The organism is Mesorhizobium sp. P3_A10, from assembly GCF_056403175.1.
The window spans coordinates 842,937-868,618 of sequence record NZ_JBFUFZ010000002.1 but is presented as its reverse complement, the minus strand read 5'-3'; the positions used below and the strand labels follow the sequence as shown (position 1 = coordinate 868,618).

The window sequence follows — 25,682 nt, the reverse complement described above, 5'->3', positions numbered from 1 at the left end:
CGCTTGTACGAGGGTATGGCTGGACAATCTGCCGGTTCGTCCCACAATGGAACGAAAACAACAGACGCAGAAAGCGTAGGGGAGGAACAAATGCTCGGACTGATGCAGGAATGGCCGCTGCTCTGCCACAAGCTTATCGACAACGCAGAAAGGCAGCATGGCAAACGCGAGATCGTGTCGCGCTCGATCGAAGGTCCGATCGTCCGTACCACCTACGCCGAAGTTCATCGCCGCGCGCTGAAAGTCGCCCAGCGGCTCGAGCGTGACGGGTTTGGGCTAGGCGACCGTATCGCCACGCTGGCCTGGAACAGCGCCCGCCACGTCGAGGCCTGGTACGGCATCATGGGTATCGGCGCGATCTATCACACGCTCAATCCGCGGCTGTTTCCCGAGCAGATCGTCTGGATCATGAACAACGCGCAGGACAAGGCGATCTTCGTCGACCTGACATTCATGCCGCTGCTTGAAAAGATCGCCAGCGCGGTCAAATCGCTGAAAAAAATCATCGTGCTGACCGACAGGGCGCACATGCCGCAAACGGCGCTGCCCAACGTCGTCGCCTATGAAGAATGGCTTGACGAAGCCGATGGCGACTTCGCCTGGAAGACCTTCGATGAAAACACCGCCGCCGGCATGTGCTACACCTCGGGCACCACGGGCGATCCCAAGGGCGTCCTTTACAGCCATCGCTCGAACGTGCTGCACGCCATGATCGCCGCCATGCCCGACGCCATGGGCATATCCGCGCGGGATACGATCCTCCCCGTCGTGCCGATGTTCCACGCCAACGCCTGGGGCCTAGGCCAGAGCGCGCCGATGATCGGCGCCAAGCTGGTCATGCCCGGCTGCAAGATGGACGGCGCCTCGATCTACGAATTGCTCGACACCGAGAAGGTGACCTTCAGTGCGGCGGTGCCGACGGTGTGGATGATGCTGCTGCAATATCTGGAGGAGAACGACAAGAAGCTCCCCCATCTGGGCAAGGTGGTTATCGGCGGCTCGTCCTGCCCGCGTGCCATCACCAAAAAATTCCAGGACAATTACGGTGTCCATGTCATCCATGCCTGGGGCATGACCGAGATGTCGCCGCTCGGCACGCTGTGCACCTTGAAGCCGGAATATACCGGGCTCGAGGGCGATACCCGGCTCGACCTCCAGCAGAAGCAGGGCTATCCGCCCTTCGGCGTCGAAATGAAGGTGACGGACGACGACAACAAGGCGCTGCCATGGGACGGCAAGACCTTCGGGCGGCTGAAGGTGCGCGGACCGGCGATCGCTCGCGCCTACTATGGTGGCGTCGGCTCCGAGCAGTTCGACGCCGACGGCTGGTTCGACACTGGCGATGTCGCCCACATCGATGCCGGCGGCTACATGCAGATCACCGATCGAGCCAAGGACGTCATCAAGTCGGGCGGCGAGTGGATCTCGACAATCGACCTCGAAAATCTTGCCGTCGGTCATCCTGATGTGGCCGAGGCTGCCGCCATCGGCGTTGCCCATTCCAAATGGGGCGAGCGGCCCTTGCTGGTCATCGTGCGCAAGCCAGGCAAGGAGCCGAGCAAAACCGATATATTGGCTTTCATGGACGGCAAGGTGGCCAAATGGTGGATGCCCGACGACATCGCCTTCGTTGGCGAAATTCCGCACACGGCGACCGGCAAGATCCAGAAGATCACCTTGCGCCAGCAGTTCAAGGACTATCGCCTGCCAACGGATTGACGGGGATGGCGTGCCTTTTCGCCCTTCAAGCCAGTCGCAAAAGGCTTTCGAGCCTGTTCCATCCCGATTGGATCGGGATGGGGCTCTATTCCTGTGTTGAGCATGATCTTTTCCGAACCGAAGGTCAGCGAAGCAAAAATCGGATTCCACTTTTCGGGATCATGCTCTAAGTCTCTGCACGGGTTGGGGTGGCACGGAACATAATGGAAATTCCTGAACGGCAAACGGCCAGGGCGGCCGGCTGGTCGCGGCGCATAGCTGCTTTTGCGGTTGTCCTGCTGCTGACCGTTCTTGTCGGCCATCGTTTCGACCTCGTCGAAACGCCGGCTTTCCTGTGGGTGCTGGCGATTGTCGCGCTGCTTGCCGCCTTGGCGCTGCTGTTGGCCGGATTGGCCTTCTCCAGGCTGTGGAATTTCGGCGATCGCGGCGGTCGCGACCTGACCGTCGGCGCCTTGCTGGCGCTTCTGGCGCTGGCGCCCTACGGCGTTGCCGCCTACTGGGCGGCAACGTACCCGCCGCTGCGCGACATCTCGACGGATTTCGACAACCCGCCGGCGCTCGACACGACTGAGCGCACGAGGGCCATGAACGTGCTGTCGCCGCCCACTCCAGGCGAGCAGCGCCTGCAGACCGAGGCCTATCCGCTGGTCACCGGTCGCAGCTACAATCTGCCTTTCGAAACCGTCGTCGACGCCGTCGAAACCGTGCTCGACCGGCGCGACTGGGAGCTTGCCGGACCATATCCGGCAACCGACGGGCAAAGCGAGGTGACGATCGACGCCGTGGCTAAGGGCTTCGTGCTCGGTCTTCCAGCCGATGTCGCCGTGCGGGTGACCGACGACGGCGATGCGGTCATCGTCGACATGCGCTCGGCCTCGCGCTACGGCCGCTACGATCTAGGCGACAACGCCGCCCGCATCGTCGAGTTTCTCGCCGAGCTCGATCAGGAAGTCGCCGGCCAGGTGGGTGCGGCACCGGCTGAGTGATATCCAGAGCATCTTGCAGCCAGTCGAAATCGCTTGATGCTGCAACAATGCGGCTCGAGTCCGCGGGCAGACTATTCGCCGGGGTCGAATTCACCCTTTAACAAGAATGTCTCCACCGGCCCGAGCGGATTGATGATCCGGCGCTCCAGAACCTCGATAAGTTTGCGTCCGACACCGGCCATGTCCACAAAATGAACTTCAATCTTCGCCGGCAGGAAGCGGGCAAGCCGCGTGCTGTCGCGAGTGACGATGTGGACGTCACGGCCAGGCTCAAGACCCCGCTTGCCGAGAGCGTGTAACGCTCCCAGAAGGCCCAGTTCGTTGGCACATGCCAAGCCCGTCGGCGGATCTGACGACGCCAGCAGGCGATCGAACCAGGCCGCGCTCGATTCCATGGTGAACATGCCATGACCGATCAGCGATTGGTCGATCGGAATGCCGGCCTCCGCCATTGCCCTTCCATACCCGGAAAGACGCATGGCGCTCGCCTGATCCTCCGGCACGAGAAGTTGCAGGGCAATGCGTCGACAGCCCTTGTCCATGAGCCGTCGGGTCGCCTCGTAGGCAATCTGTTCATTGTCGATATCGACATAAGGATACGCGGTATCCAGGTCGGTTCTTCCAAACGCGACGAACGGCATACGTTCATCCAGCAGCAGCTTGACGCGCGGATCACCCGACACCATGCGGGTGATGATCAGTCCGTCTGAGCTGCGCGCCTGAAGCTGCCGCTGCACACTCTCGACGGGATCGTCGTCGGGAGTGGTGGAATAAATGGACAGACTATAACCCGCTTGCCGCGCCGCCAGTGTCATGCCTTCGATCAAGGGAAGCTTCAACAGATCGGAAAGGTAGTCGCGCGTCTCCATCGGGAGCACTGCCGTCAGCGTCAGGGTCCGTCCGGTTTTCAGCGCGCGACCATGATGATTTGGGACATAGCCGAGCCGCTTCGCCACCTCCTTGACGCGGGCTATGGTCGAGGGCAGCACTTCCGGCCCATCCTTCAGAGCGCGGGACACCGTGGTCACCGAAAGGGAAAGTTCCGCCGCGATCTGTTTTAGATTGGCCATATCGCCCGACTTCATTTGCGAAAGCGCCGGCTGATCTTGCTGGGCATCGCAACGTTACCGGATTCGATCCGAGGGTCAAACCCAGGCTCGGCGAACCAAACGAACCTGCCTGGCACCGGCTTGACTTACTGACCGTTTTCGGCAATCGTAACGTTACGATTAACAAAAAAGCCGGTCTTATCGGCATTTTGATGAATCCGGAGGAGGAGAAACCATGTCCCGTTTACTACGCATTTCCCTGGCAGCGGTCGCGGTCTCGGCTGCCTTGCCCGTCTATGCCCAGACAGTCACCATCACCACCGCGGGCGGCGACTATGGCAACGCCATAAAGGAGGCCATGTGGGCCCCCGCTGCAAAGGAGCTCGGCTTTGATGTCCGTGAGGAGACGCAAAGCGACGGCCTGGCCGCGCTGAAGATGCAGGTCACCTCGGGTGCGGTCACCACCGACATCATCCATCTCGGCTCGCCGGAAGGCGCGCAGGCGGCCGCACAGTCGCTGCTGGAGCCGCTCGACTACAAGATCATCGATCCCAACTCCGTGCCCGCCGGCGCGAAGTCCGACTACTGCTACCCCTTCGACTCCTATGGCACTGTCATGTCGTGGAACACCAAGACCTATGGCGAGAATTCGCCGAAGACCTGGGCCGAGTTCTGGGATGTTGACAAATTCCCGGGCCGTCGCGCCCTGCGCGCCAATGCGCAGGACTTGATCGAGATCGCGCTGCTCTCCGATGGCGTGGCGCCGGCCGACGTTTATCCCGTGCTCAGCACGCCGGAGGGTCTGGAGCGCGCCATCAAGCGGCTTGAGGCGATCAAGCCGAATGTCTCGGTCTGGTGGACATCGGGAGCGCAGTCCGCGCAGTTGCTGAAAGACGGCGAGGCGGATTTGGTCGTTACCTGGAACGGTCGGGCGCAGACCGTGAAAGCAGATGGCGCCACGGTGGACTACACGTTCAAGGGTTCGGTCATTGGCACCGACTGTCTTGCGGTGCCGAAGGGGGCGCCGAACAAGGAAGCAGCTATGAAGCTCATCGCGGCGATGACGCAGCCCGCGCGCGTGGCGAAGCTGACCGACTTCATAGCCTATGGCCCGGTCAATCCTGCCGGCTATGCGGGTGGCCTTATTCCCGCGGATCGTCTGAAGACCCTGGCGACCGCGCCTGAAAATGCCGGCACTTCGGTGTTCTCGAATGCGGACTGGTGGGTCAAGAACGGCGAGGCCGCCCAAAAGGCCTTCGATGAAATGATGAACCGCTGAGTCTCGAATTCATCAGCTCCAAGGCTGAAGCACATGATGAAGTCGCTCCCGATCACCATCGACAGCGTGCGCAAGACCTATGGGTCCTACGTCGCGCTGGACGATGTCTCGCTTGACATTCAGGCTGGCGAATTCCTCACGCTGCTGGGGCCGTCCGGGTCGGGCAAGACCACGCTGCTCATGGCCCTGGCCGGTTTTGTCCGGCCCGATTCCGGCAAACTCCTGTTGGGCGATCGCGACATTACCCGCCTGGCGCCCAACAAGCGCGACATCGGCATAGTGTTCCAGAACTACGCCCTGTTTCCCCACATGAACGTTCTGGCAAATGTCGAGTATCCGTTGGCGCTGCGCAAGACGCCGAAAGCGGAGGCCCGTCAGCGGGCGCTTGACACCTTGGCCCGCGTGAAGCTGGACGGTCTGGCGGAACGCAACATTGCAGCATTGTCCGGCGGCCAGCGCCAGCGGGTGGCGCTGGCGCGGGCGATCGTCTTCGAGCCACGCGTGATGCTGATGGACGAGCCGTTGTCGGCGCTCGACAAGAATCTGCGCGAAACCATGCAGTACGAGATCCGGCGTCTGCACGATGATCTGGGGATCACCACGATCTATGTGACGCATGACCAGCGCGAAGCACTGACCATGTCCGACCGGGTCGCGGTGATGAATTCCGGCCGCATCCAGCAACTCGATACGCCGCAGCGGATTTATGATCGTCCATCGACCCGCTTCGTCGCGGAGTTCATGGGTGAGGCCAACATCGTGGCCCCGGGCGCGGTGCGCAGAGTAGACGGCGCCGACGCGTCCAGCGAAGCGCTGATGATCCGCGCGGAAAGCTTTTATCTCGATGCCAAGCTCGTCGGACGAGACGGGGTGGCGCTCGAGGGAACGCTGCGCGCCAAGGCGTTTCGCGGCGAGAACTGGCTTTTGACGCTGGCGCTTGACGGCGGGCAGGAGATTCTCGTCTGCATTCCGGCGGCGCTGGCCAGTGGCTGCACCGAGCTTGCCAGCGGTCAGCGATTGACCGCCTATGCGCCGGCGGCGAAAGTTCATGCGATACCGGGAGCGGTAGCGTGACCGTCATCGCCGATCCCGCGCTCACCGCAGATGCACGACGCGAGCGGCGGTTCTTCCTCTCGCTTTCACTGCCTGCGCTTTTCATCGTAGGGCTGGCGGCGATCCTGCCCATCCTCTGGATCATCCGGCAATCCTTCCTGACCACAGGGAGCGAATACACCGTCGGCAACTACGAGAAGGTGCTTTCGAGCGGACTGACATGGTCGGCGCTCATCACGACCCTTGAGCTGTCCCTCGGCACGCTGGCGATCTGCATTCTTCTCGGTACCCCCCTGGCGCTCGCCCTTGCCAGCGCCAGGCCAAGGGTCGCCAATCTGCTGATGGCCTTCGTCATGCTGCCATTGTGGACTTCCATTCTGGTGCGCACCTATGGCTGGCTCGTACTCTTGCGGCGCGATGGGCTGATCAACGCGGCTTTGACAGGCTCAGGCCTGACAGCGGAGCCATTGCCGCTGGTCTACAACTTCACCGGAACGCTCATCGGCATGGTTCACTACATGCTGCCGCTCTTTCTGCTGCCCGTTTATGCCGCGATGCGCGATATCGACGCCAACCTCGTTCGCGCTTCGGCGAGCATGGGCGCCACGCTCGGGCAAGCGATCCGCACGGTCATTCTGCCTCTTTCGGCCGGCGGCATCTTCTCCGGTTCGATCATCGTCTTCATCTACACCATTGGTTTCTTCATCACGCCGGCGGTGCTTGGCGGCGGCAAGGTAAATCCGCTCTCCATCCGGATCGAGCGCACGCTATCGACCTTTCAGGATTGGGGGTCGGCGAGCGTCCTGGGTATTCTGCTCCTCGTCCTCATGGCGCTGATCTGTGTGATGTTCCTGGCGGCGCGGCGGCTGATTGCAGGGCACAAACTCGGTGCAGCCCATGCTTGAAGCCTATCCGGACAACAGGCTGGCCCGCATCCTTCTGTGGAGCTTCTGCGCGCTCGTAATGGCGTTTCTGATGCTGCCGACGCTCGTCGTCGTCCCGCTCTCCTTTTCGGCGTCCAATCTTCTCGAGTTCCCGCCGCGCGCATACTCATTGCGCTGGTACGAGACTTTCTTCGGTTCGGCGACATGGATGGCCGCACTCAGGACGAGTCTGATCCTTGGGACGTTGACGGCGATCGTCGCTGTGCCGCTGGGGCTTCTGGCCTGCATCTCGATGAACAGGCTCGGCGGAAAGGCCGCCGCGACCATTCAGGGCATTCTGCTTACGCCCTCCATCGTGCCGGGCATCCTTCTTGCCATCGGTCTCTTCTTTGTTCTGGCGGCGCAACGTCTGGTCGGAACACTGTTCGGTGTGCTGGTCGGACATGTGGTGCTGGCCATTCCGGTCGTGTGCATCGTGTTGTTGCCGGCTCTGGCCCGCTTTGACTGGAACCAGGTTCAGGCGGCGCGCAGCCTCGGCGCAAACTGGGCGAGAGCCATTGGCGGCATAATTGTCCCGCAACTCCGGATCAGTCTGTCGTCGGCCACGCTGATGGCCTTCCTGACCTCGCTCGACGAGTCTGTCATTTCGATCTTCGTCGCCAGCGGTCAAAACAGCACGCTGCCGAAGCTCATGTTCCTGTCGCTGCGCGATCAGATCGATCCGACCATTGCGGCGATCTCGACATTGTGGACCGCCATCGTCGTGGTCGCCGTCCTGATCGTGACCCTTCGCCAAAAATCCTGACCGAGACTGGAAACATGCCCACCAATCAGCACGCAGCCGACGATCTGACGGATCAACCGACGGACATACCCCAGGTGGGGTTGGCGATCATCACCGGCTCGGCAAACTGGGGGCTTGCCTTCCCGGAGGATGTCGAAGTCGACGGCGTGCGCACCTTGCAGCGGGATATGAGTTTTGAAACGCCCTTCGGTCGCACCGACAACTGGAAGCTGCTCGAATTCGATGCCTCGATCACCGCCGAAGGCAAATCGAAACAGGCCTTGTGCATGTATTCGCACGGCAATCCCCGCGACCATATCGATCATTCCTGCCACCGGCGCGCGTTCTGGGTGCTGATGCAAGCGGGTGTTAGGCAAGTCCTGTCCTGCTCGACCATTGGCGCCGTCAACAAGGCGATCAAGCCCGGCGACATGGTGGTGAACGCTGATATCATCGAACTGACGCAGACCCCGTTCTCACTGCTTCCCGGCCGCCAGAGCTTCGACTGCTCGGGCAAGCAGATCGTGTGTCCAAGATGCGCGGCGGTTCTGGTCGAAACTGCCCGCCGTCATTGGCCGGCCGGATGCCGCGTTCATGGCATCGAACAGCAGTTGGTCGCTGGCCACTGTTACGGGCCGCGGCTGACCACCCCGGCCGAAGCCCTGGCGTTTCGAAACCTGGGGGCGGATGTGCTCAACCATTCGATCGCCCCTGAAGCGACCTTGTCGCGCGAGATCGGCGCGTGTTTCGTCCCTCTTGCGTTCGTAACGGCTGGCTTCAACGACTATATGGACCGCAATCGCCAGGCATTGCTGCAGGAGGACGTGTTGCCGAACCTCTCCATGACAGCCTCGCGGGTCGCGCTGGAGACAGCGGCACGACTTCCGGCCAATCCGGAATGCTCCTGCCATGGCTTGAAGTCGCCTCAACCGGAAGAACGTTCCAGCCGGTTCTGAGTTGTCAGGAGTGTAGTGCGACTTGTCCTGAGGTCTTAACCCACCGGCACGAAAATGCCGTCGATGGCCGGGTCGCCGTCGGTGATGACCAGGCCGCGCGCCACCAGATCCTCCAGATGGGCAAGCACCGACAGGCCGGCGGCGCCATGCAGGCGCGGGTCGGTGTCGCGATAGATCGCCTCGACCATGTCCTTGATCGTCCGATCGCCGCCCCGGATCCGCTCCAGGATGGCTCGCTCGCGCATCTTGCGATGGGTTTTCAGGCCGCGCATGAAGCTGCGAGGCGCGCCGACCGGCCCGCCATGGCCGGGCAAGAGCAGGCGGTCGCCGCGCTCGATCAGCCGGTCCAGAGAAGCCATATAGTCGGCCATGGCGCCGTCCGGCGGCGCGACGATCGAGGTCGCCCACGCCATCACATGATCGGCCGGGAACAGGATACCGGTTCCTTCCAGCGCAAAGGCTGCATGATTGGCGGTATGACCTGGCGTCAGCACCGTTCTCAGCGCCCAGCCGTCGCCGTCAACCACCGTATCGTCGGCGAGTGCGACATCCGGAACAAAAGCGGTGTCGGCGCTGGCGTCGAGCGGATTGAGCTCGCCGATGCGCAACGGTCTTGCCGGGCGATGCGGGCCTTCGGCCAGCACAATGGCGCCGGTGTGCTGCTTCAGCCGCGCTGCCAGCGGAGAATGGTCGCGATGCGTGTGGCTGACGAAAATATGGCTGACCGGCCGGTTTGCGATCACTTCGATCAGGGTCCGAAGATGCGCGTCGTCATCCGGACCCGGATCGATCACGGCCAGCGTTTCGCGTCCGACGACGTAGCTGTTGGTGCCGTGAAAGGTGAAAGGGCTCGGATTTTTGGCGGTGATGCGCTGGACGTCAGGCGCAACGGCGACGCCATGGCCGTAGGAGGGATCGAAGCTCGTATCGAATTTGAGGGCCATGAGGACGTCGTTGAACCCTGTTTTAAGGTGGCGGCAAAACCGATTGCCGCATAGCACGGAAGCCAATATAGGAAAACGCGAGGCCGCAATCAGCGGCAATCCGGAATGAGGAAGACCATGGCAATTGCAACGACGATGCGTCCGCTTGTTTCTCTCGCCCTGCCGCAAGAGGGCGCGGCCCGCCTGGCAACGCTGCTTTTGCTGGCGATCGCTGGCACGCTGGTCCTGACCTTGTCGGCCAAGACGAAAGTTGTGCTCGGACCGGTCGACATCTCGATGCAGACGCTCGCCGTCCTGCTGATCGCTGCGGCGTTCGGCCTGCGCCTTGGCGTCGGCACGCTGCTTCTCTACATGGCCGAAGGCGCCATGGGCTTCCCGGTCTTCCAGAGCACGCCGGAAAAAGGCATCGGCATCGCCTATATGCTCGGCTCGACCGGCGGCTATCTCGCCGGCTTCGTGGTCATGGCGGCGATCGTCGGCTGGGCCGCCGATCGCGGTTGGGATCGCCATCCGGTCAAGCTCTTCAATGCGATGCTGGTGGCCGAAATCGTCATGATGGCGATGGGCTTCGCCTGGCTGGCGTTTTTGATCGGCCCGGAAAAGTCGTGGCAGTTCGGCGTCCTGCCCTTCATCGTTGGCGACCTGATCAAAGTTGCACTCGCCGCGAGCCTCGTGCCGGCCGCCTGGTCGCTGCTGCCGAAGCGTTCCTGAAGTCCGATCCAAGAAAAAAGCCGGCGGGCGCCAAGCCTGCCGGCTTTTTCATGCCGCCGCCTTGCTGAGCCCGTCGATCAAACGGGAGATGGTTCGGCTCGTGCGTGCGAGCTCCGGTCCAGGATGGCCGCCGACGCCCGTCTCGCAATCGCCATCATCTGGCGGATGATGGCCGGTCGAGATTGACAAGCCATGGCGCGAAACCTTAAGCACGAGCAACTTGATTTCCTGGCGGGGGCCTCGGCAATTCAAGGAGAGCTTTTTGAAAGGAATAATCCTTGCTGGAGGCAGTGGAACGCGTCTTTATCCGCTAACATTAGCGATCTCTAAGCAAATTCTTCCAATATATGACAAGCCGATGATCTATTACCCGCTGAGCGTATTGATGCTCGCGGGAATCCGCGAGATTCTGATTATCTCGACACCGCGAGACTTGCCGATTTTCCGGGAGTTGCTCGGCGACGGTTCGGAATTCGGGCTCGACCTGTCCTATGCCGCGCAGCCTCATCCCAACGGACTCGCAGAAGCCTTCATCATCGGCCGCGACTTCATCGGCAAGGACAGCGTGTCGATGATCCTTGGCGACAATATCTATTTCGGCGAGGGCCTGTCGCAGCTCTGCCGCGACGCGGCGGCGCGCGAAGGCGGTGCATCGGTATTCGCCTATCATGTCGACGACCCGCAGCGCTACGGCGTGGTCTCGTTCGACAAGGCCAGCGGCACGGCTTTGACGATCGAGGAAAAGCCACAGAAACCGAAGTCCAATTGGGCCGTCACCGGTCTCTATTTCTACGACAACCAGGTCGTCGACATCGCTTCGTCGATCCGCCCCTCGGAGCGCGGCGAACTCGAGATCACGGCGGTCAACAACGTCTACCTTGAACGCGGACAGCTGCATGTTCATCAGCTCGGCCGTGGTTATGCCTGGCTCGACACTGGCACGCATGACAGCTTGCATGAAGCCTCTTCCTTCGTGCGCACGATCGAGCACCGCCAGGGCATCAAGGTCGCCTGTCCGGAAGAAATCGCTTTCGAGCAAGGCTGGCTGACGGCGGACAAGGTTCTGCAGCGCGCTGAGCGGCTAGGGAAGAACGAATATGCCGCCTATCTGCGCAGGCGTGTCACCGAGTTGACGGAGAACTAGGGTGCTGGAGATCAGGCCACTCGGCCTCGACGGTGTGCTGGAGATCGTCCCCAAGCGACACGGCGACGCGCGCGGCTTCTTCATCGAAACCTGGAATGCCGAGCGCTTTGCGGAGGCCGGCATCGACTTGCGTTTCGTGCAGGACAATCATTCCTATTCCGCCGCCGCGGGTGTTTTGCGCGGACTGCACTACCAGCTTTCCCCTCGTGCCCAGGACAAGCTGCTGCGTGTTGTCAGAGGCAGCATCCTCGACGTTGCGGTCGACATCCGCCGCAGCTCGAAGAGCTTTGGAAAATGGGTCGCCCTCGAAATATCGGCCGAGAAGGGCAACCAGATTCTGGTGCCGAAGGGCTTTGCGCACGGCTTTGTCACGCTCGTGCCGGACACCGAGGTTCTGTATAAGGTGACCGATACCTATTCACCGGCGCATGACCGATCGATCCGTTTCGACGACCCTGCCATCGGCATCGAATGGCCTTCGATCCCTGGAGGGTTTCAGCTTTCGGACAAGGACCTCAAGGCGCCGGCGCTTGGCATGGCGGAGGTGTTTGTGTGAGACATGCTCGCATGAGGAGAGCAGCATGAATTTTCTGGTGACTGGCGGTGCCGGCTTCATCGGTTCGGCCGTGTGCCGGCATTTGTGCGCCAATCCGGCCTACCGGGTGACCAACCTCGACAAGCTTACCTATGCGGGAAACCTTGCCTCGCTGCGGCCGATCGAGAATGCGCACAACTACAAATTCGAGCAGGCCGACATTTGCGACGAGCGCACGGTGCTGGAGATCTTGCGCCGCGACGACATCGATATCGTCATGAATCTGGCCGCCGAAAGCCATGTCGACCGCTCGATCGACGGACCGGGCACCTTCATCGAGACCAACATCGTCGGAACCTATAGAATTCTGAATTCCGCCCTGGAATATTGGCGCAGCCTTCCGGAGGAAAGGAAGGATCGCTTTCGCTTCCATCATGTTTCGACGGACGAGGTGTTTGGCGATCTTCCTTTCGACAGCGGCATGTTTGTCGAGGAAACGCCCTACGCGCCGTCCTCGCCATACTCCGCCTCGAAGGCTGCCTCGGACCATCTGGTAAGGGCCTGGCACGAGACCTATGGCCTGCCGGTCGTGCTCTCCAATTGTTCGAACAATTACGGGCCCTATCATTTTCCCGAAAAGCTCATCCCGCTGGTGATCCTGAACGCGCTCGACGAGAAGCCGTTGCCGGTCTATGGCGCCGGCGCCAATGTGCGCGACTGGCTTTTCGTCGAGGACCATGCGCGCGCGCTGGAGCTTGTCGCGACCAAGGGAAGGCCTGGCGAAAGCTACAATGTCGGCGGCAATTCGGAGCGGACGAATTTGAGAGTCGTCGAGACCATCTGCGACCTGCTTGACATCAGGCGGCCTCGAAAAGGCGGCAAAAGCCATCGCGATCTGATCAATTTCGTCACCGACCGCCCCGGCCACGACCGCCGCTACGCGATCGACGCCTCCAAGATCAGCCGGGACCTCGGCTGGACGCCGGCTGAGAGTTTCGACAGCGGCCTGGCAAGAACGGTCGACTGGTTCCTCGACAACAAATGGTGGTGGGGGCCGATCCGCGAACAGCGCTATGCCGGCGAGCGCCTGGGCCACGGCCAGGCCGAAGGCAGGAAGGGCGCGGCGTGAGGCTGGCTGTCACCGGACGCGACGGCCAGGTCGCCACCAGCCTGCTGGAGGCCGGGCAGCGGCGCGATGGTGTCGAGATCGTCGCCATCGGCCGTCCGGCGCTCGACCTAGCGCGGCCAGACACGGTGTTCGACGCACTCGCCGCAGTGCGGCCGGACATCGTGGTGTCGGCTGCCGCCTACACCGCCGTCGACCAGGCTGAGGACGAGCCTGATCTCGCCTTTGCGGTGAACGCCGTCGGCGCCGGCAAGGTCGCCGAGGCTGCGGCCCGGCTTGGCGTGCCCGTCATCCATGTTTCGACTGACTATGTCTTCGACGGCTCGAAGGACGGCGCCTATGTCGAGACCGACGCCACCGCGCCACTCGGCGTCTACGGGGCGTCCAAGCTTGCCGGCGAACTGGCGGTCGCGGCCGCCAATCCGCGCCATCTGATCCTGCGAACGGCCTGGGTCTACAGCCCGTTCGGCAAGAATTTCGTCAAGACGATGCTGCGGCTCGCTGGCGACCGCGACGAGATAGCGGTGGTCGCCGACCAGTGGGGGAACCCCACCTCGGCGCTTGATATCGCGGAAGCGATCCTGCACGCGGCGGCACTGCTGCATGACCATAAGGGCTTTGAGGGTTACGGCATCTACCACCTTGCTGGCACCGGCGAGACCAACTGGAGCGGCTTTGCGCGCCACATATTCGAGATCAGTCGGACGCAAGGTGGCTCGCATGCACGGGCGCGCGACATCGCCACCAGCGACTATCCGACCAAGGCGAGGCGCCCGGCCAATTCACGGCTGTCGACGGCGAAATTCGCTGATACGTTTGGGTTCACCGCGCCGGACTGGCGGCAATCGACGGAGACCGTGGTGCGCCGGTTGATGCAAAACCTTGTTGATGATTGTCCTCCTCTTGTCGAGACCATCCGCTTGTCTGGCATCGTGAAACAGCGATGATCCCCTTCACTTCGACGACATTCCGGTTCCCTGACCTCGCAGCTCGGTCTGCCTGGATCGAACATGTTCCGTTCATGTTCTGGCTTGTCGATGCGCTGCGGCCACACCGGTTTGTCGAGCTTGGCACGCACTCCGGAGTCTCCTATTGCGCTGCGTGCCAGGCTATCGAACTGCTGCATCTTTCTTGCAGCAGCTACGCAATCGATACCTGGAAGGGTGACGAGCATGCGGGGTTCTATGGCGAGGAGATCTATTCTGTCCTAGCCGACTATCACGCGCAAAAATATGCAGCCTTTTCGTCTCTCATACGGTCGACTTTCGACGATGCAGTTGGACATTTCGAAGATGAAAGTATCGATCTGCTGCACATTGACGGTCTGCATAGCTACGACGCTGTCCGTCATGACTTCGAGACTTGGCGGCCGAAGCTGACACAAAACGCCATTGTGCTCTTTCACGACACGAATGTGCGTGAGCGCGATTTCGGCGTCTTTCGCCTTTGGAACGAGGTATCAGAAGGCCGGCCACATTTCGAATTCCTGCATGGACATCGCCTGGGCGTTCTGGCGCTTGGCAGGAGCTACCCGAAGGCGGTCGAGACGCTTTTCGCAGCTGGCAAACAGGAGAGCAGCACAGAGGCGATACGAGCTACCTTCGCCCATCTTGGCCAGGCAGTCGCCCAGCGCGAGCGTGATCAAGCCCGAACCGACAGGCAAGCATTGGAATTGGCCAATGCGGATCTAGCGGCAAGGGACAAAGACATCGTGGCGCTTGAACATAAGGTGCATGAGCACGAACATAAGGCGCAGGAACGCGAGCATAGGTTGCTGCAGCGCGATCAACAAATGACCGCGATGAAGCATGAAATCGAACTGATTCGCGGCAGTCGAACTTGGCGTTATGGATCATTCCTGCGGAGACTTGTGTCATTGCCGAATAGGGCAATTTTTTATGCCGGGCGGACCGTCGCGTTGCGCGCCCTCCATCATTTGGAAGGCGTACCATTGGGCAAGCGAGCTACGGAGTGGACAATAACGGGTGATGATCCACAGTTCGAACTCCTTTGGCCGGGTTCCATGCCGTTGCCTGCCGGGCATTACCGGCTCAGCGTGTGTGTGCCGACCGAAGCGGAGGTGTTGACTGACGCGCGCCTATATGTCGACAGCGGCAGGGGGTACAACGAAATCGAACGGATCGATCTGCGTTTTCGTTCGAACGGCAAAGGCCTGGTCGCTGCGACCTTCCCGCTTAACGTAGCAGCCTCGAAACTACGTTTCGATCCAAGCGACCGTTCCGCCCAGATCACGATTGGCAGCGTTCGTTTGCGTCGGCTGGCACGGGTTGAATTTTATGCTTGCCTCATCGGGAGAATCCTCGCCCGCCACGTGAAAAGCCCTGATTCCCTAGGACTGTCTGCCGCGCGTGCCATAAAACTCTTGAGGCAAAGCGGCCTTCGGGGATTTGCGGCCACTCTCCGATCAGCGGAGGCACGAGGTGCTCTGGGCAGCGTTACTTATGAAGGGTGGATTGCGCTCCGTGACACGCCGACGGAACAAGACGTTGCGAATTTGAGCCAACGGTTGGATCAACTCGACGAGAAGCCGCTCATTTCGGTGCTCATGCCAGTCTACAACACGCCTGAGAGGCTCCTGCGGGAAGCGATCGAAAGCGTCCGCGCCCAGATCTATGAGAATTGGGAACTGTGCATCGCGGACGATTGCTCGACGGAGCCGCATATGCGGCTCGTTTTGAACGAATTTACGAAACGCGATCCTCGTATCAAGGTCGTCTTTCGCGACAAGAACGGCCATATCTCGCGGGCATCCAATTCCGCCCTGGAGCTTGTCACTGGCGATTGGGTTGCGATGCTCGACCACGACGATGTTCTGCGCCCGCACGCGCTGGCCGAGATCGTCCTGGAAGCCGATCGCCATCCTGACGCCGAACTGATCTATAGCGATGAAGACAAGGTCGATTCGGAAGGCAGGCGCTATGATCCCTGCTTCAAGCCGGATTTCTCGCGGGAACTTTTCCGGTCACAGAACTATCTGAACCATCTGACCGCCCACCGGGCGGAAAATATCCGCGCCGTCGGCGGCTGGCGACCCGGCTTCGAGGGCAGCCAGGACTATGACCTCAATCTGCGCGTCATCGAGCGCATTGCCCCTGGGACAATTCGGCACATTCCGAAGGTGCTCTACCATTGGCGCGCGGTGGAAGGCTCGACGGCGCTTGACGGTTCTCAAAAGAGCTACGCCTATGCGGCTGGATTGCGGGCGCTGGAAGAACATGTCGAGCGCATGGGTATTCCGGCGAGAGCCGAGGAAGCTCCCGGCATACCCTGTTACCGTCTTCGGTTTTTCGTACCCGAGCCGCAGCCGCTTGTGAGCCTCATCGTTCCAACGCGCGACAAGGTCGAACTCCTGCGGCGCTGCGTGGAGTCCATCCGCGAAAAGACAACTTACAGGAACTACGAGATTCTAGTGGTCGACAACGGATCGGTGGAAGAGGAAACGCTTGACTATTTCAGCGAGCTGAAGAAAGCGAAGAATGTTCGTGTGCTCAGTTACGGCAAGCCGTTCAATTATTCTGCAATCAACAATTTCGCTGTAGGGGAAGCGAAGGGGTCGATCATTGGTTTGATCAATAACGATATCGAAGTGATCTCGCCGGATTGGCTGACGGAAATGGTCTCCTGGGCCGTTCAGCCGGATGTAGGCTGTGTCGGCGCAAAGCTCTATTATGGCAACGGTACGATTCAGCATGGCGGAGTGATTGTTGGCTTGGGTGGTGTCGCAAATCATTCGCACAAGCATTTCCCGCGCCATCATCCCGGGTATTTTTGCAGGCTGAAGGTCCTGCAGAATCTCTCCGCTGTCACAGCAGCCTGTCTCCTGATCCGCAAAAGCTTGTTCCAGGAAGTCGGTGGTCTCAATGAGGTCGACCTGACGGTCGCCTTCAACGATGTGGACCTTTGTCTGAAAGTACGGGAAGCCGGCTACTCAAACGTCTGGACGCCCTATGCCGAGCTTTATCACCTTGAAAGCGTCTCTCGCGGCGTTGAGGATGCTCCGGAAAAGATTGCGCGTTTCAACAGTGAAATTGCGTATATGCAAAGGCGGTGGAAAAAGATCATCGCGCGTGATCCTTTCTATTCGCCGAACTTGACAAAAGCGCGCGAAGATTTCTCGCTTGGGTGATACCCGGAAAACAGCGCTCGTCGCGAGACTCATGCGCTATCATCCGATTGAAGCCATGTCGCGAAGATGGAGAAATTTATCGACGCCGAGGTTACAGCTCTCGATGAGTGCGTGGTGGTGAGATAAAGTCAGATGCGATTATTCCAGAAGCCTCGCCCCGCGCTACCACCGCGCACGAAGAAAATCACTTCGGCGTTGAACCTTGCCGGAAAGGGTATCGAATACGGCCCCCTACAGGCGGCACTTTTGCAGAAACCCCATTATGACGTTTGCTATGTGGACTATGCCGACCGCGCTTACTTGGCCGAGCACCATGCCAACAATCCCAATGTCGACGTCAGCCTGATCCCCGAGATTGACGTCGTTACCGGCGGCAAGCTGATTTCTGGATTTCTCCCAAAGGAGTCCTTGGACTTTGTCGTCGCGTCGCATGTCATGGAACATGTGCCCGACCTGCTGGGTTGGCTCGAATCGAATCTGAATGTTCTCAAACCAGGCGGGCGGATCGCTGTCGCGTTTCCGGACAAACGCTACTGCTTTGATCTGAAACGGCAAAGTAGCACGGTTTCTGACGTTATGGCGGCGTACTTGGAGAAGCGTACAAAACCGAGCTTCCAGCAGATTTGTGATCACTTCTGGAATATTAGCAGGGCCAACCCGGTGGATTGTTGGGGAAAGACAACTACCCCTGACAATGCAGAATACATTCACGACAGAAGGACTGTCGTTGATACACTTCGCATGATGGAGACGAGAGGTGATTATATCGATTGCCACTGCTGGGTTTTTCCGGACCACCAATTTCTGGAAACAATGAACGAAATAAGGTCAATCCATAATATTGGATTCGAGGTCGTATCGTTTTATCCAACTCAACCAAACACGTTAGAGTTTTACGCAACTTTTGAGAAGGCATGAGAGCCGATGCAACAATATGACTAGATTTCTTGCGTATCCGAGAGGTCGGGGTGCTTAACTCAAAAGGCTCTGGAGGCAAGTGGCTAGATAAAGTATATGCGTGATATTGGAGTTGAGGGCGTATCGCTCTCGCCAAAATACGTTTGGATTTGACACGGGGGTGTAAGCTTAAATGCTGAAATATGACAAGATATTTTTTTTGCATGTCCCAAAGACTGCGGGAACCTCATTTAACAGCATATTCAAGCCGCTGTTCGCGCCAGATAGATACTTTGATCATATGGAGAGTCGTCCAGATCTATTTTGGTCAGTGCAAAATGACGGACTCCCTTTCTTTTTATCTGGTCATTTATACTTTGATTATGTAAGACCTTTGATTGACAAAGCAGATATTTTTACCACTACTATATTGAGAGAGCCGATTGCGCAGCTAATTTCGCACTTGAAATGGGTAAAATATGTCGGCAGTCCAAAGTACCCTGATCCAGCGGCAATAGATTCCGAAATTTTGGAATTTTCGCGAGAACTTTTTCAGGTGCCTCTCAACGATGTCGCTAGAATCGGCAGCTTATTGGATCATCCAGTCGGATTAAGGCTTTTTGATAATCTGCAAGTTCGATACATGTCCGACCCGTTCGTTCCGCAGGTTGGCCTCGAGCAGAGAAAAAAAGCGATAGAAAATATAGCAATGTTTAGATTTCTATTTGCGTTGGAAGATCTGGAAGTTGCGCTAAAGGATCTATCCCGTAAATTGCCTGGAGTTGCGGGAATAAGTTCACACAATGTTGCTCAAATCGAGGATGATATCGATTTGCATGACGCAGATGTGGTCAATTTTTACCTAGAGAAGACCGAGTTCGATCAAGATCTCTACCTATATGCTCGATCATTCTCGCAGGAGTTTCATCTATCGGAAGCGGTGGATGTTACCTGTTAGTGGGCCAACTACACTGATTTCCAAGAGCCCGAATGGGGTAGCCAACTCCGAAACGGCATCACTCAGAACGGGAATGCTCCTATTTTCGCGCCACTAGAGCCAGGGCCGGGCCATTCGGGTGTGTCGGATGGTCGAATTCGATTGCCTCCACTGTGAAGCCTGAATCGGCGATCGCCCGCATCAGGGAATCTCGGGAAAGCCAAAACGCCCATGGCTTTCCGCCGCCGCAGAAGCCGGCCCAGTTGAGCGCTTCCGCATAATTGCGCTTGGATACCGTGTATGACTTGCCGCCGACCTGGATCTCATGCGGCTTCTCGAACTGCTTCGCCAGATTTGAGCGGGTGCGCAGCGTGTCGTCGTAGTAGTGCGTCCAGAGGAAGACTGTATCGGACACGCGCGCAATATTGCGGAGAAATTCGATAGGGTGGGTCATATGATAGAGTATGCCTGACGCCACACACACATCGAAGCGTTCGCTTGTTTCCGACAAGTACGTCATTGCGTCGCCATAGAGAAAACGGGCACGGCTGAGATCGAAGATTTCCTTCACGCAGAGACATTTCAGATAGGATCGCGAATTGGCTTCGACGGCGACGATCGACTTTGCGCCCGCCTGATGCATCATGTAGGTATGCGCCGCCTCGAGCGGGCCGAGTTCGAGAATACTCTTGCCCGCGAAGCCGCCAATGGTGTTCGAGAGCCAATCGATTCTGGCATCCTCAAACAGGGCCGCGTTCCCGGGTGTCGCCGTGACTCCGGAGCTCAGCGGAAACTTGGACGACCACTCGTCTTTGAAGATATCAATTACATTCTGACTGCTTGGCGCCGTCGTCACGTACGCGTCTAAGATATCCATTTGGGCCCCTTTTTTCGAATGCTAGACGGACTGTAGCGACTTGCACAGACTGCCCGCCGGCTTCTGAAACGGCGCAGCGTTCGCCGAACCTTTTGTCTCATGCTGCAACTCATTGTTGCGCCGTGTTGGTGGCTCTTGCGACCGATTGCCGTTTCAAGTTTCCCCCCAACGCGAGCGGTGTGGCCTATCCCGCGACGCCAGGCTCTCTGAGAACACATGAAACATTCAGGTCTTTCACAAATGAGGGCTGGCTGTCAGAAACCGGGTCAAGTCGAAACAGGTTCCTGAACCCGTGTGGTTCTATCACAAGGAATCGCACCGTACTTCCCTTACTCGCAGCAATTTGCCTGGTGCGGCTGTTGGCCTGGGAGAAGGTCGAGGCGCCCCACGGAACATAGAAGAGCTGGGCAATTGTGGGGCTTTCAACACCCACGGTGCTATCTACGCTCACCGCCAAGCAGTGATGGAGGTCATCCGCCTGGCCGACCGAAAAGGTTATCTGAACATCATTGCCGGCGGACAGATTCAACTGATTGCCAGGGCCGGTCTCAGCTTTCGTGTTGATCACCGTAACGCCGCCAATTGGCTTGTCCAGCACGTTCCAGGTCGGGTTGCCGGGAGTGCGCTCAAGCAGGTCGGGCGGAAAGTAGCGTAGGAACGACGCGCCCATTTTTGCCGCGTTTGCGTACGCCAGCGTCATGTCGCGAGGGTAAAGCGTTGGACAATCGATGGGCCCTCCCGTGAGCAGCTTCGCACGTAAACATGCGCCGTTTCGAAGCGTTAGGTCAGATGTCTGCCGAAAATAGGAAGCGTGGGCAAAAACTCCTGCCGCCATGGTGAACACGACAACGCAACTCGCCGCCACCACCGCAACGACACGAATTGCGTTTGCCTTCCTCGGCCACAGCATCATCGCCATAACGATGGCGCCCGCAAACACCCAGGGCCAAATCAATGTTGCCCAAAAGAAGTGAAAGCGCGCGAAGCCAAACGCGAAGAGCTGCAAAGGAGTGGATATGTCGGCGGGGCGCAAATCGGTTCGACCGGCGGCGACCATCAAAAGGTAGAAAAATACCGAGGCGAACAAGAGAAGGCTGATCAATCCGGAACGAGCGGGAACCGAGTGTCGCGTCTCTGCCGTCATGACATTGCGCAGGCTGGCTACCGCGACCGTTATGGCGAGGGCCATGCAAAGCAGGACGACCAAAAGAGATCGCAACGGATGCGAACCCGCCAGCATAAGGCTGCGGCCTACCTTGCCGAACAAATAAAACCAGAACTCGGGGCTGTTCGGTAGGGACCACGGCGTTCCTGAATGTACCTGGCCATGTTGGACGAATACGAGGACGTACCCTTGCACGATGACGGTAGTGACGGACGCGCAAAACAGCGCAATTCCGTCAGGTATCAAATCACTATATGCCCGCCGATTAATCGCGATGCAGGCAATAAGTGTGGCGGCCAATGCGAGTAAGGAGAAAGCGCCCGAAGTGTAAGTCAATCCCGAAAGAATGCCCAAAACGAACAAAAATAACGAGCGAACGGGCCACGGCCAGGAGCTTATGACCAGAATGCAAACCGCGCCAAGAATGAATATCAGCGGTACAGCTTGGTGGTAAGCTATGTTTTGCTGCCCCCAATAACTGTCCGGCTGTAGCATTGGCAAAGTGAGTGAAAAGGCACAAGCCGTAAGCAATTGGTCATTTAGAGCAGACTTTAAAAGAAGCCATTGAAGTAAAAGAAGTAAACATAATACCATTGACATGGAAATTAGTTGATCGACAACAGAATTACCTTTGAATACAGTAAAAATGACAGAATCGAAAAATTTACCAACGGCGTATAAAGTGTCATTTGCTGGTGTAAAAAGGTACTTAAGGCTAAATGATCCTGTCGTTCCGTCAAAATAGTCTCGCCAGTCGTCAAAATACGGTAAGTCTACTCCATAATTAACCCATTGGATCATCATCCATGCAAGGCAACAAATCGGGACGGCGATGAAAAGAGCGATGATAATGCGCTCTGCCAATGTCGGCGTATGGTAAGGTGAGATCATAGTAGTGGGCGCGGCTACCAGCATGAGGTTCGCCGTTAGGGGCTCGACAGAACGTTTCATCATTGTCTGCGCAGTATCCATCGAGAAACCAGGAAGTTGAGAATTGTTGTGAAGGCGAGCGTTGAAAAGAACGCAAGCGCTCGGCTCTGCAGCGCTTGTTCAAGAAAATGAAGAGTCGCCAACCCGGCAACGAAGACGGCGGCGACCGAACCGCCGACCGTCAGTCGATCCGCTAGCCGAGTACGCCCCCCGGGAAACACCCGATCCGGATAGAACACCATCACGAATGCGAGGCCTATCAGCCAGGCAATCGCATAGGAAGCTGATGACGGGAGCAAAAGAAGGCCGACGAAGTAAACGACACTCGTCAGCGCGGTATTCAGTGCGCCCGCCACGAGAAAGCGGAGTGCGTCCCCGCCAATTCGATCACCGGCCATCCTGCCTGACCGTATCCAGGAAATGCGCATAGTCCCTGATGTAGTCGCCGGCATCGTAGGGATGTGAAGCCATGACCAGCAGCACAGTGTCCGGCTGGAACTTGTACTGAATTCCCCAGATTCCGGGTGGAAGGTAGAGGCCGATCGACGGTTCGGTCAATGAAACCTCCTTTCTGTCATGGCCGTTGTCTACGACAACCGAAAGACGGCCGTGAGCAGCGATAAGGAATTGATGGCACTCGCGATGCGCGTGCTCGCCCCTGACCTTATCGGATGGCACGCCATAGACCAGGAACGACCGGGCCGGCTTGAACGGCAGGTTCGAGCCGAACTCCAGCGGCGCGAGTTCGCCGCGCAGGTCGCCAAAATGCGGCAGTCGCCAGAGTTCGCTGCCGCCGACCCCAAGCGCCATTTTCTCGCCGACTGCGCCGGGGAAAGTTTGCGTCAGGGTCGGCACGATCTGCGGGCCGGTCTGGTAGCCGATGATGATCGCGGGATTTCCGACCACAACGGCATTAGCGGGGACGTTTTTGGTCACCACGGCGCCAGCGCCGATCATGGCCTGGCGGCCTATGACAATGCCCGGCAGGATCGTCGCGTTGGCGCCGATCGACGCCCCGTCCTCGACCGTCGTTAGCAGAAACGCCTCGGGATATTCCTTGGAGCGCGGAAAGCGATCATTGGTGAAGGTCGCGTTTGGACCGACAAACACGCTATTGCCCAGGCGTACGCCATCCCAGAGCTGGACGCCGCTTTTGATGGTGACGTCATCGCCAACGATCACGTCGTTCTCGATGAAGACGTGGTCGCAGATATTGCAGTTCGAGCCAATCACAGCACCAGGAAGGACATGGGCGAAAGCCCAGATGTGTGTTCCGTTACCAACTCGGGAGCTTTCGCAGATGCCGCGTTCATGGACGAAAAATGGCTTGTCGGTCATTTGGCTCTTCCGTCAATGACGCGGCTGATGATCCTGAGCGGGCGCGACTTGGTGTTTTCAACCGCCCGCCAGAGATAGCAGCCAAGAATGCCCTGAACCAGGAGACTGGCCGACCCGAAGCCTGTGATCAGCAGCACCAGTGTCGTGTAGCCGGCGGGGTCGATGTTGCCAAGCAGACGAGCAACCACGGTAACAACTGCAAACAGAAGGCTCAGCACGCAGCCTGCAAACCCCACCCAGAGTGTGAGCATGATCGGAAAATCGGAGAACGAGAGAATGCTGTCCATCATATATCGGAACCGTCGTGCCATGCCCCAGGCGCTTGTCCCGTGCTCTCGCTCGCGGCGGCGGTACGGCACGAATTCACGCCTGAAGCCGACCCAGAACAATTGCACGACAAGCGAGCTGTTGGGCTCCTCGATCGACAGGATCGCTTCTAGCACCTGGCGATTGCAGGCGAAGATATCCACCCCGCCACTCGGCATGCTGGGCAGGACGAGCCTGCGGTAGGCCGCCCAGAAGGTTTTCGACAGAAATTTGGTCAGGGGTGGATCGTTACGGCCGGTTCGCTGTCCGAACACCACATCGGCTTCATCCTTTTCCAGCCTTGAAAAGAATTCGACGATCAGTTCCGGCGGTTCCTGCAGGTCGGCGGCCATGGCGGCCACCTGGTCACCAGACGCATGTTCGAGCCCGGTTCGAATGGCGGTGAACGAGCCAAAGTTCCGGCTGTGGAAGATGATCTTGTAATCGTAGCCCGAGTCCTTCAATTCCTTGACCAACAGAGGGCCGCATTCATCAGGCGATCCGTCGACAACGAAGACGAATTCGATGTCACCCTGATATCTGGAATGGAAATTGGCGACCGCCTGCAGGAGGGTAGGGATGTTCTCCTGATTTCTATAGATCGGAAAAACGATCGAGCGTGTTGTCACATTGCCTCCCATTCGCGGAGGGCGAGGCACACCTGCAATATTTCGTCTTCCGTCATGTCAGGATAGCAGGGGATGGAACAGAGACGGCTGACGCTCGCTCTTGAAACGGCGAGATTTCCCATCCCTTTCATTGGCAGGTTCGCCCAGCCAACCTGGTCGCAATCCAGCACAGGATAGTGAATGTCGGTGTCGACGCCACGCTCTTTCGCGAACGCTCTGAATGCATCCCTATCGTCGCAGAGCGCGACGGCGAGGTGAGCGACAGCGCCATCGCCACTGCTCAGGAATTTCAGGCGAGCACCAGCTGCAGATTTGTACCGGCCCAGGATAGTGCGGCGAAGTTCATTGCGCTTGTCCACGTCAGGCAGCAGGACGTCCAGTATCGTGGCCTGCACCTCGTCCATGCGCGAATTTCGACCGCCGGCCAAGCCGACATGATATTTGGAGCTCCAGCCATATTGCTGCAACTGGCGCACCTGCCCGGCGAGCGTAGTGTCGGACGTCACAACGGCACCACCGTCGCCCATGGCCCCCAGATTCTTGGTCGGATAGAAGCTGAAGGTGGCGATGTCTCCGAGTGAACCGGCTACCTCGCCACCGATGTGCGCTCCATGCGCCTGCGCGCAGTCCTCGATGATCGGAATGTGCGACAGGCCGACTGCGGCAAGGCCGCGTTTTATGGCGCGGACATCGACGACGCCGCCATAGAGGTGGGTGACGACGATCGCGGCTGTGTCAGTGCCGGCAGCCGCCAACACCGATTCAGTCGAGACGAGTTGGCTCTCCGGTTCGATGTCGACGTAGTGCGGCACAAGGCCATTGTGCCAGCAGGCGCAGCTAGCATACCCCCCAGCATTGGCCGTCATGATCACTTCGCGTCGCCGTGCATCGCCAGGCCTGGCGACCGAGGCCAGGGCGAGCTCGAGAGCATCCGTTCCGTTGGCCACGAGAACGCAGTCTGAAACCCCTATGAACTTCGCAAAGTTCGCGGCGAACTTTTTCCCGGACGCCCCGTTGAGCCACCATCCCGAACGCAGCGTATCTGCTACCTCACGCTCGATTTCGACTTGATAGCGATGATACATGCGCTTCAGGTCATTCATCGGAACGGCATATGGTTTCGTCATCACAACTCAAGACTTAGCTTAATTCATTCCAACCCGTTCGGGCGGTGCAACATTCTGCACGTTCTGTAGTTGCTAACGTAGCACGTCCGAAAATCTTGTATTGCGGGCGTAGCGAATGCGCCAGAACAGTTATTGGGATTCTACCGTCGCCGCAACAGG

23 protein-coding genes are annotated in these 25,682 nt (G+C 58.7%); 15 read left to right on the top strand and 8 right to left on the bottom strand.

From position 1 onward, the window contains the following. Positions 1 to 90: 90 nt before the first annotated feature. Together AC1DXU_RS11020 and AC1DXU_RS11015 are read left to right on the top strand one after the other, a co-directional pair. Complete coding sequence (locus AC1DXU_RS11020; protein ID WP_477368049.1) at positions 91 to 1,719, top strand: fatty-acid--CoA ligase; 1,629 nt, start codon at positions 91 to 93, stop codon at positions 1,717 to 1,719. Positions 1,720 to 1,919: 200 nt separating this feature from the next. Next, positions 1,920 to 2,705, top strand: a complete 786-nt coding sequence (locus AC1DXU_RS11015; protein ID WP_477368937.1) for a DUF1499 domain-containing protein — start codon at positions 1,920 to 1,922, stop codon at positions 2,703 to 2,705. Positions 2,706 to 2,776: 71 nt separating this feature from the next. On the opposite strand, the gene AC1DXU_RS11010 is transcribed toward AC1DXU_RS11015, so the two are convergent. Further along, complete coding sequence (locus tag AC1DXU_RS11010) at positions 2,777 to 3,790, bottom strand: LacI family DNA-binding transcriptional regulator (protein ID WP_477368046.1); 1,014 nt, start codon at positions 3,788 to 3,790, stop codon at positions 2,777 to 2,779. Between the two features lie 199 nt (positions 3,791 to 3,989). On the opposite strand from AC1DXU_RS11010, the gene AC1DXU_RS11005 reads away from it, so the two are divergent. Genes AC1DXU_RS11005 through AC1DXU_RS10985 form a run of 5 tightly spaced genes read left to right on the top strand, consistent with a single transcriptional unit; the run spans position 3,990 to position 8,710 of the window. Further along, a complete protein-coding gene (locus AC1DXU_RS11005) occupies positions 3,990 to 5,033 on the top strand; it encodes an ABC transporter substrate-binding protein (protein ID WP_477368043.1) in 1,044 nt (347 codons plus the stop codon). Between the two features lie 36 nt (positions 5,034 to 5,069). Continuing rightward, the gene (locus AC1DXU_RS11000) at positions 5,070 to 6,107 is read left to right on the top strand and encodes an ABC transporter ATP-binding protein (protein ID WP_477368935.1); all 1,038 of its coding nucleotides are present in this window, start codon (positions 5,070 to 5,072) and stop codon (positions 6,105 to 6,107) included. After that, positions 6,104 to 6,991 carry an ABC transporter permease gene (locus AC1DXU_RS10995; RefSeq protein ID WP_477368040.1) on the top strand — a complete coding sequence of 296 codons (888 nt, stop codon included), beginning with the start codon at positions 6,104 to 6,106 and terminating at the stop codon, positions 6,989 to 6,991. Before AC1DXU_RS11000 ends, AC1DXU_RS10995 begins: the two co-directional genes overlap by 4 nt. Next, a complete protein-coding gene (locus tag AC1DXU_RS10990; RefSeq protein ID WP_477368037.1) occupies positions 6,984 to 7,775 on the top strand; it encodes an ABC transporter permease in 792 nt (263 codons plus the stop codon). Before AC1DXU_RS10995 ends, AC1DXU_RS10990 begins: the two co-directional genes overlap by 8 nt. 14 nt (positions 7,776 to 7,789) lie before the next feature. Next, the gene (locus tag AC1DXU_RS10985) at positions 7,790 to 8,710 is read left to right on the top strand and encodes a phosphorylase family protein (protein ID WP_477368034.1); all 921 of its coding nucleotides are present in this window, start codon (positions 7,790 to 7,792) and stop codon (positions 8,708 to 8,710) included. Between the two features lie 35 nt (positions 8,711 to 8,745). Here AC1DXU_RS10985 and AC1DXU_RS10980 read toward each other — a convergent pair whose 3' ends face one another. Then, the gene (locus tag AC1DXU_RS10980) at positions 8,746 to 9,654 is read right to left on the bottom strand and encodes an MBL fold metallo-hydrolase (protein ID WP_477316074.1); all 909 of its coding nucleotides are present in this window, start codon (positions 9,652 to 9,654) and stop codon (positions 8,746 to 8,748) included. A gap of 117 nt (positions 9,655 to 9,771) precedes the next feature. Here AC1DXU_RS10980 and AC1DXU_RS10975 point away from each other — a divergent pair, with 117 nt between their 5' ends. From AC1DXU_RS10975 to AC1DXU_RS10940, 8 genes are all read left to right on the top strand, one after another. Continuing rightward, positions 9,772 to 10,365, top strand: coding sequence for a biotin transporter BioY (locus AC1DXU_RS10975; protein WP_477316076.1), 594 nt, complete (start codon positions 9,772 to 9,774; stop codon positions 10,363 to 10,365). A 262-nt stretch (positions 10,366 to 10,627) separates the two neighbouring features. Further along, on the top strand, positions 10,628 to 11,509 hold the full coding sequence (rfbA, locus tag AC1DXU_RS10970; RefSeq protein WP_477316078.1) for a glucose-1-phosphate thymidylyltransferase RfbA: 882 nt from the start codon (positions 10,628 to 10,630) through the stop codon (positions 11,507 to 11,509). 1 nt (position 11,510) lies between these two features. Next, complete coding sequence (rfbC, locus tag AC1DXU_RS10965) at positions 11,511 to 12,065, top strand: dTDP-4-dehydrorhamnose 3,5-epimerase (RefSeq protein ID WP_477368030.1); 555 nt, start codon at positions 11,511 to 11,513, stop codon at positions 12,063 to 12,065. Positions 12,066 to 12,090: 25 nt separating this feature from the next. Further along, entirely contained in the window at positions 12,091 to 13,173 is a 1,083-nt protein-coding gene (rfbB, locus tag AC1DXU_RS10960) for a dTDP-glucose 4,6-dehydratase (protein WP_477368027.1), read from the top strand. Beyond that, positions 13,170 to 14,117 carry a dTDP-4-dehydrorhamnose reductase gene (gene rfbD, locus AC1DXU_RS10955; RefSeq protein WP_477368024.1) on the top strand — a complete coding sequence of 316 codons (948 nt, stop codon included), beginning with the start codon at positions 13,170 to 13,172 and terminating at the stop codon, positions 14,115 to 14,117. The genes rfbB and rfbD overlap by 4 nt, the downstream gene beginning before the upstream one ends. Then, entirely contained in the window at positions 14,114 to 17,317 is a 3,204-nt protein-coding gene (locus AC1DXU_RS10950) for a glycosyltransferase (protein WP_477368021.1), read from the top strand. The genes rfbD and AC1DXU_RS10950 overlap by 4 nt, the downstream gene beginning before the upstream one ends. 132 nt (positions 17,318 to 17,449) lie before the next feature. Further along, the gene (locus AC1DXU_RS10945) at positions 17,450 to 18,235 is read left to right on the top strand and encodes a class I SAM-dependent methyltransferase (protein ID WP_477368018.1); all 786 of its coding nucleotides are present in this window, start codon (positions 17,450 to 17,452) and stop codon (positions 18,233 to 18,235) included. A 172-nt stretch (positions 18,236 to 18,407) separates the two neighbouring features. Next, positions 18,408 to 19,172, top strand: a complete 765-nt coding sequence (locus tag AC1DXU_RS10940; RefSeq protein WP_477368015.1) for a hypothetical protein — start codon at positions 18,408 to 18,410, stop codon at positions 19,170 to 19,172. A gap of 79 nt (positions 19,173 to 19,251) precedes the next feature. Here AC1DXU_RS10940 and AC1DXU_RS10935 read toward each other — a convergent pair whose 3' ends face one another. The 6 genes from AC1DXU_RS10935 to AC1DXU_RS10910 all read right to left on the bottom strand — a co-directional run bounded on the left by AC1DXU_RS10935 (position 19,252) and on the right by AC1DXU_RS10910 (position 25,499). Then, positions 19,252 to 20,028: a class I SAM-dependent methyltransferase gene (locus tag AC1DXU_RS10935; RefSeq protein ID WP_477368012.1), complete on the bottom strand. Its 777-nt coding sequence runs from the start codon at positions 20,026 to 20,028 to the stop codon at positions 19,252 to 19,254. Between the two features lie 184 nt (positions 20,029 to 20,212). Beyond that, positions 20,213 to 22,144, bottom strand: coding sequence for a hypothetical protein (locus tag AC1DXU_RS10930; protein WP_477368009.1), 1,932 nt, complete (start codon positions 22,142 to 22,144; stop codon positions 20,213 to 20,215). After that, positions 22,144 to 22,521 (bottom strand): hypothetical protein, encoded by a 378-nt coding sequence (locus AC1DXU_RS10925; RefSeq protein WP_477368006.1) that lies wholly within the window; start codon positions 22,519 to 22,521, stop codon positions 22,144 to 22,146. The genes AC1DXU_RS10930 and AC1DXU_RS10925 overlap by 1 nt, the downstream gene beginning before the upstream one ends. Further along, complete coding sequence (locus tag AC1DXU_RS10920; RefSeq protein WP_477368004.1) at positions 22,511 to 23,461, bottom strand: WxcM-like domain-containing protein; 951 nt, start codon at positions 23,459 to 23,461, stop codon at positions 22,511 to 22,513. The genes AC1DXU_RS10925 and AC1DXU_RS10920 overlap by 11 nt, the downstream gene beginning before the upstream one ends. Then, positions 23,458 to 24,408, bottom strand: coding sequence for a glycosyltransferase family 2 protein (locus AC1DXU_RS10915; RefSeq protein ID WP_477368001.1), 951 nt, complete (start codon positions 24,406 to 24,408; stop codon positions 23,458 to 23,460). The genes AC1DXU_RS10920 and AC1DXU_RS10915 overlap by 4 nt, the downstream gene beginning before the upstream one ends. Beyond that, positions 24,393 to 25,499, bottom strand: coding sequence for a DegT/DnrJ/EryC1/StrS family aminotransferase (locus tag AC1DXU_RS10910; protein ID WP_477367998.1), 1,107 nt, complete (start codon positions 25,497 to 25,499; stop codon positions 24,393 to 24,395). Before AC1DXU_RS10910 ends, AC1DXU_RS10915 begins: the two co-directional genes overlap by 16 nt. Positions 25,500 to 25,682 lie beyond the last annotated feature (183 nt).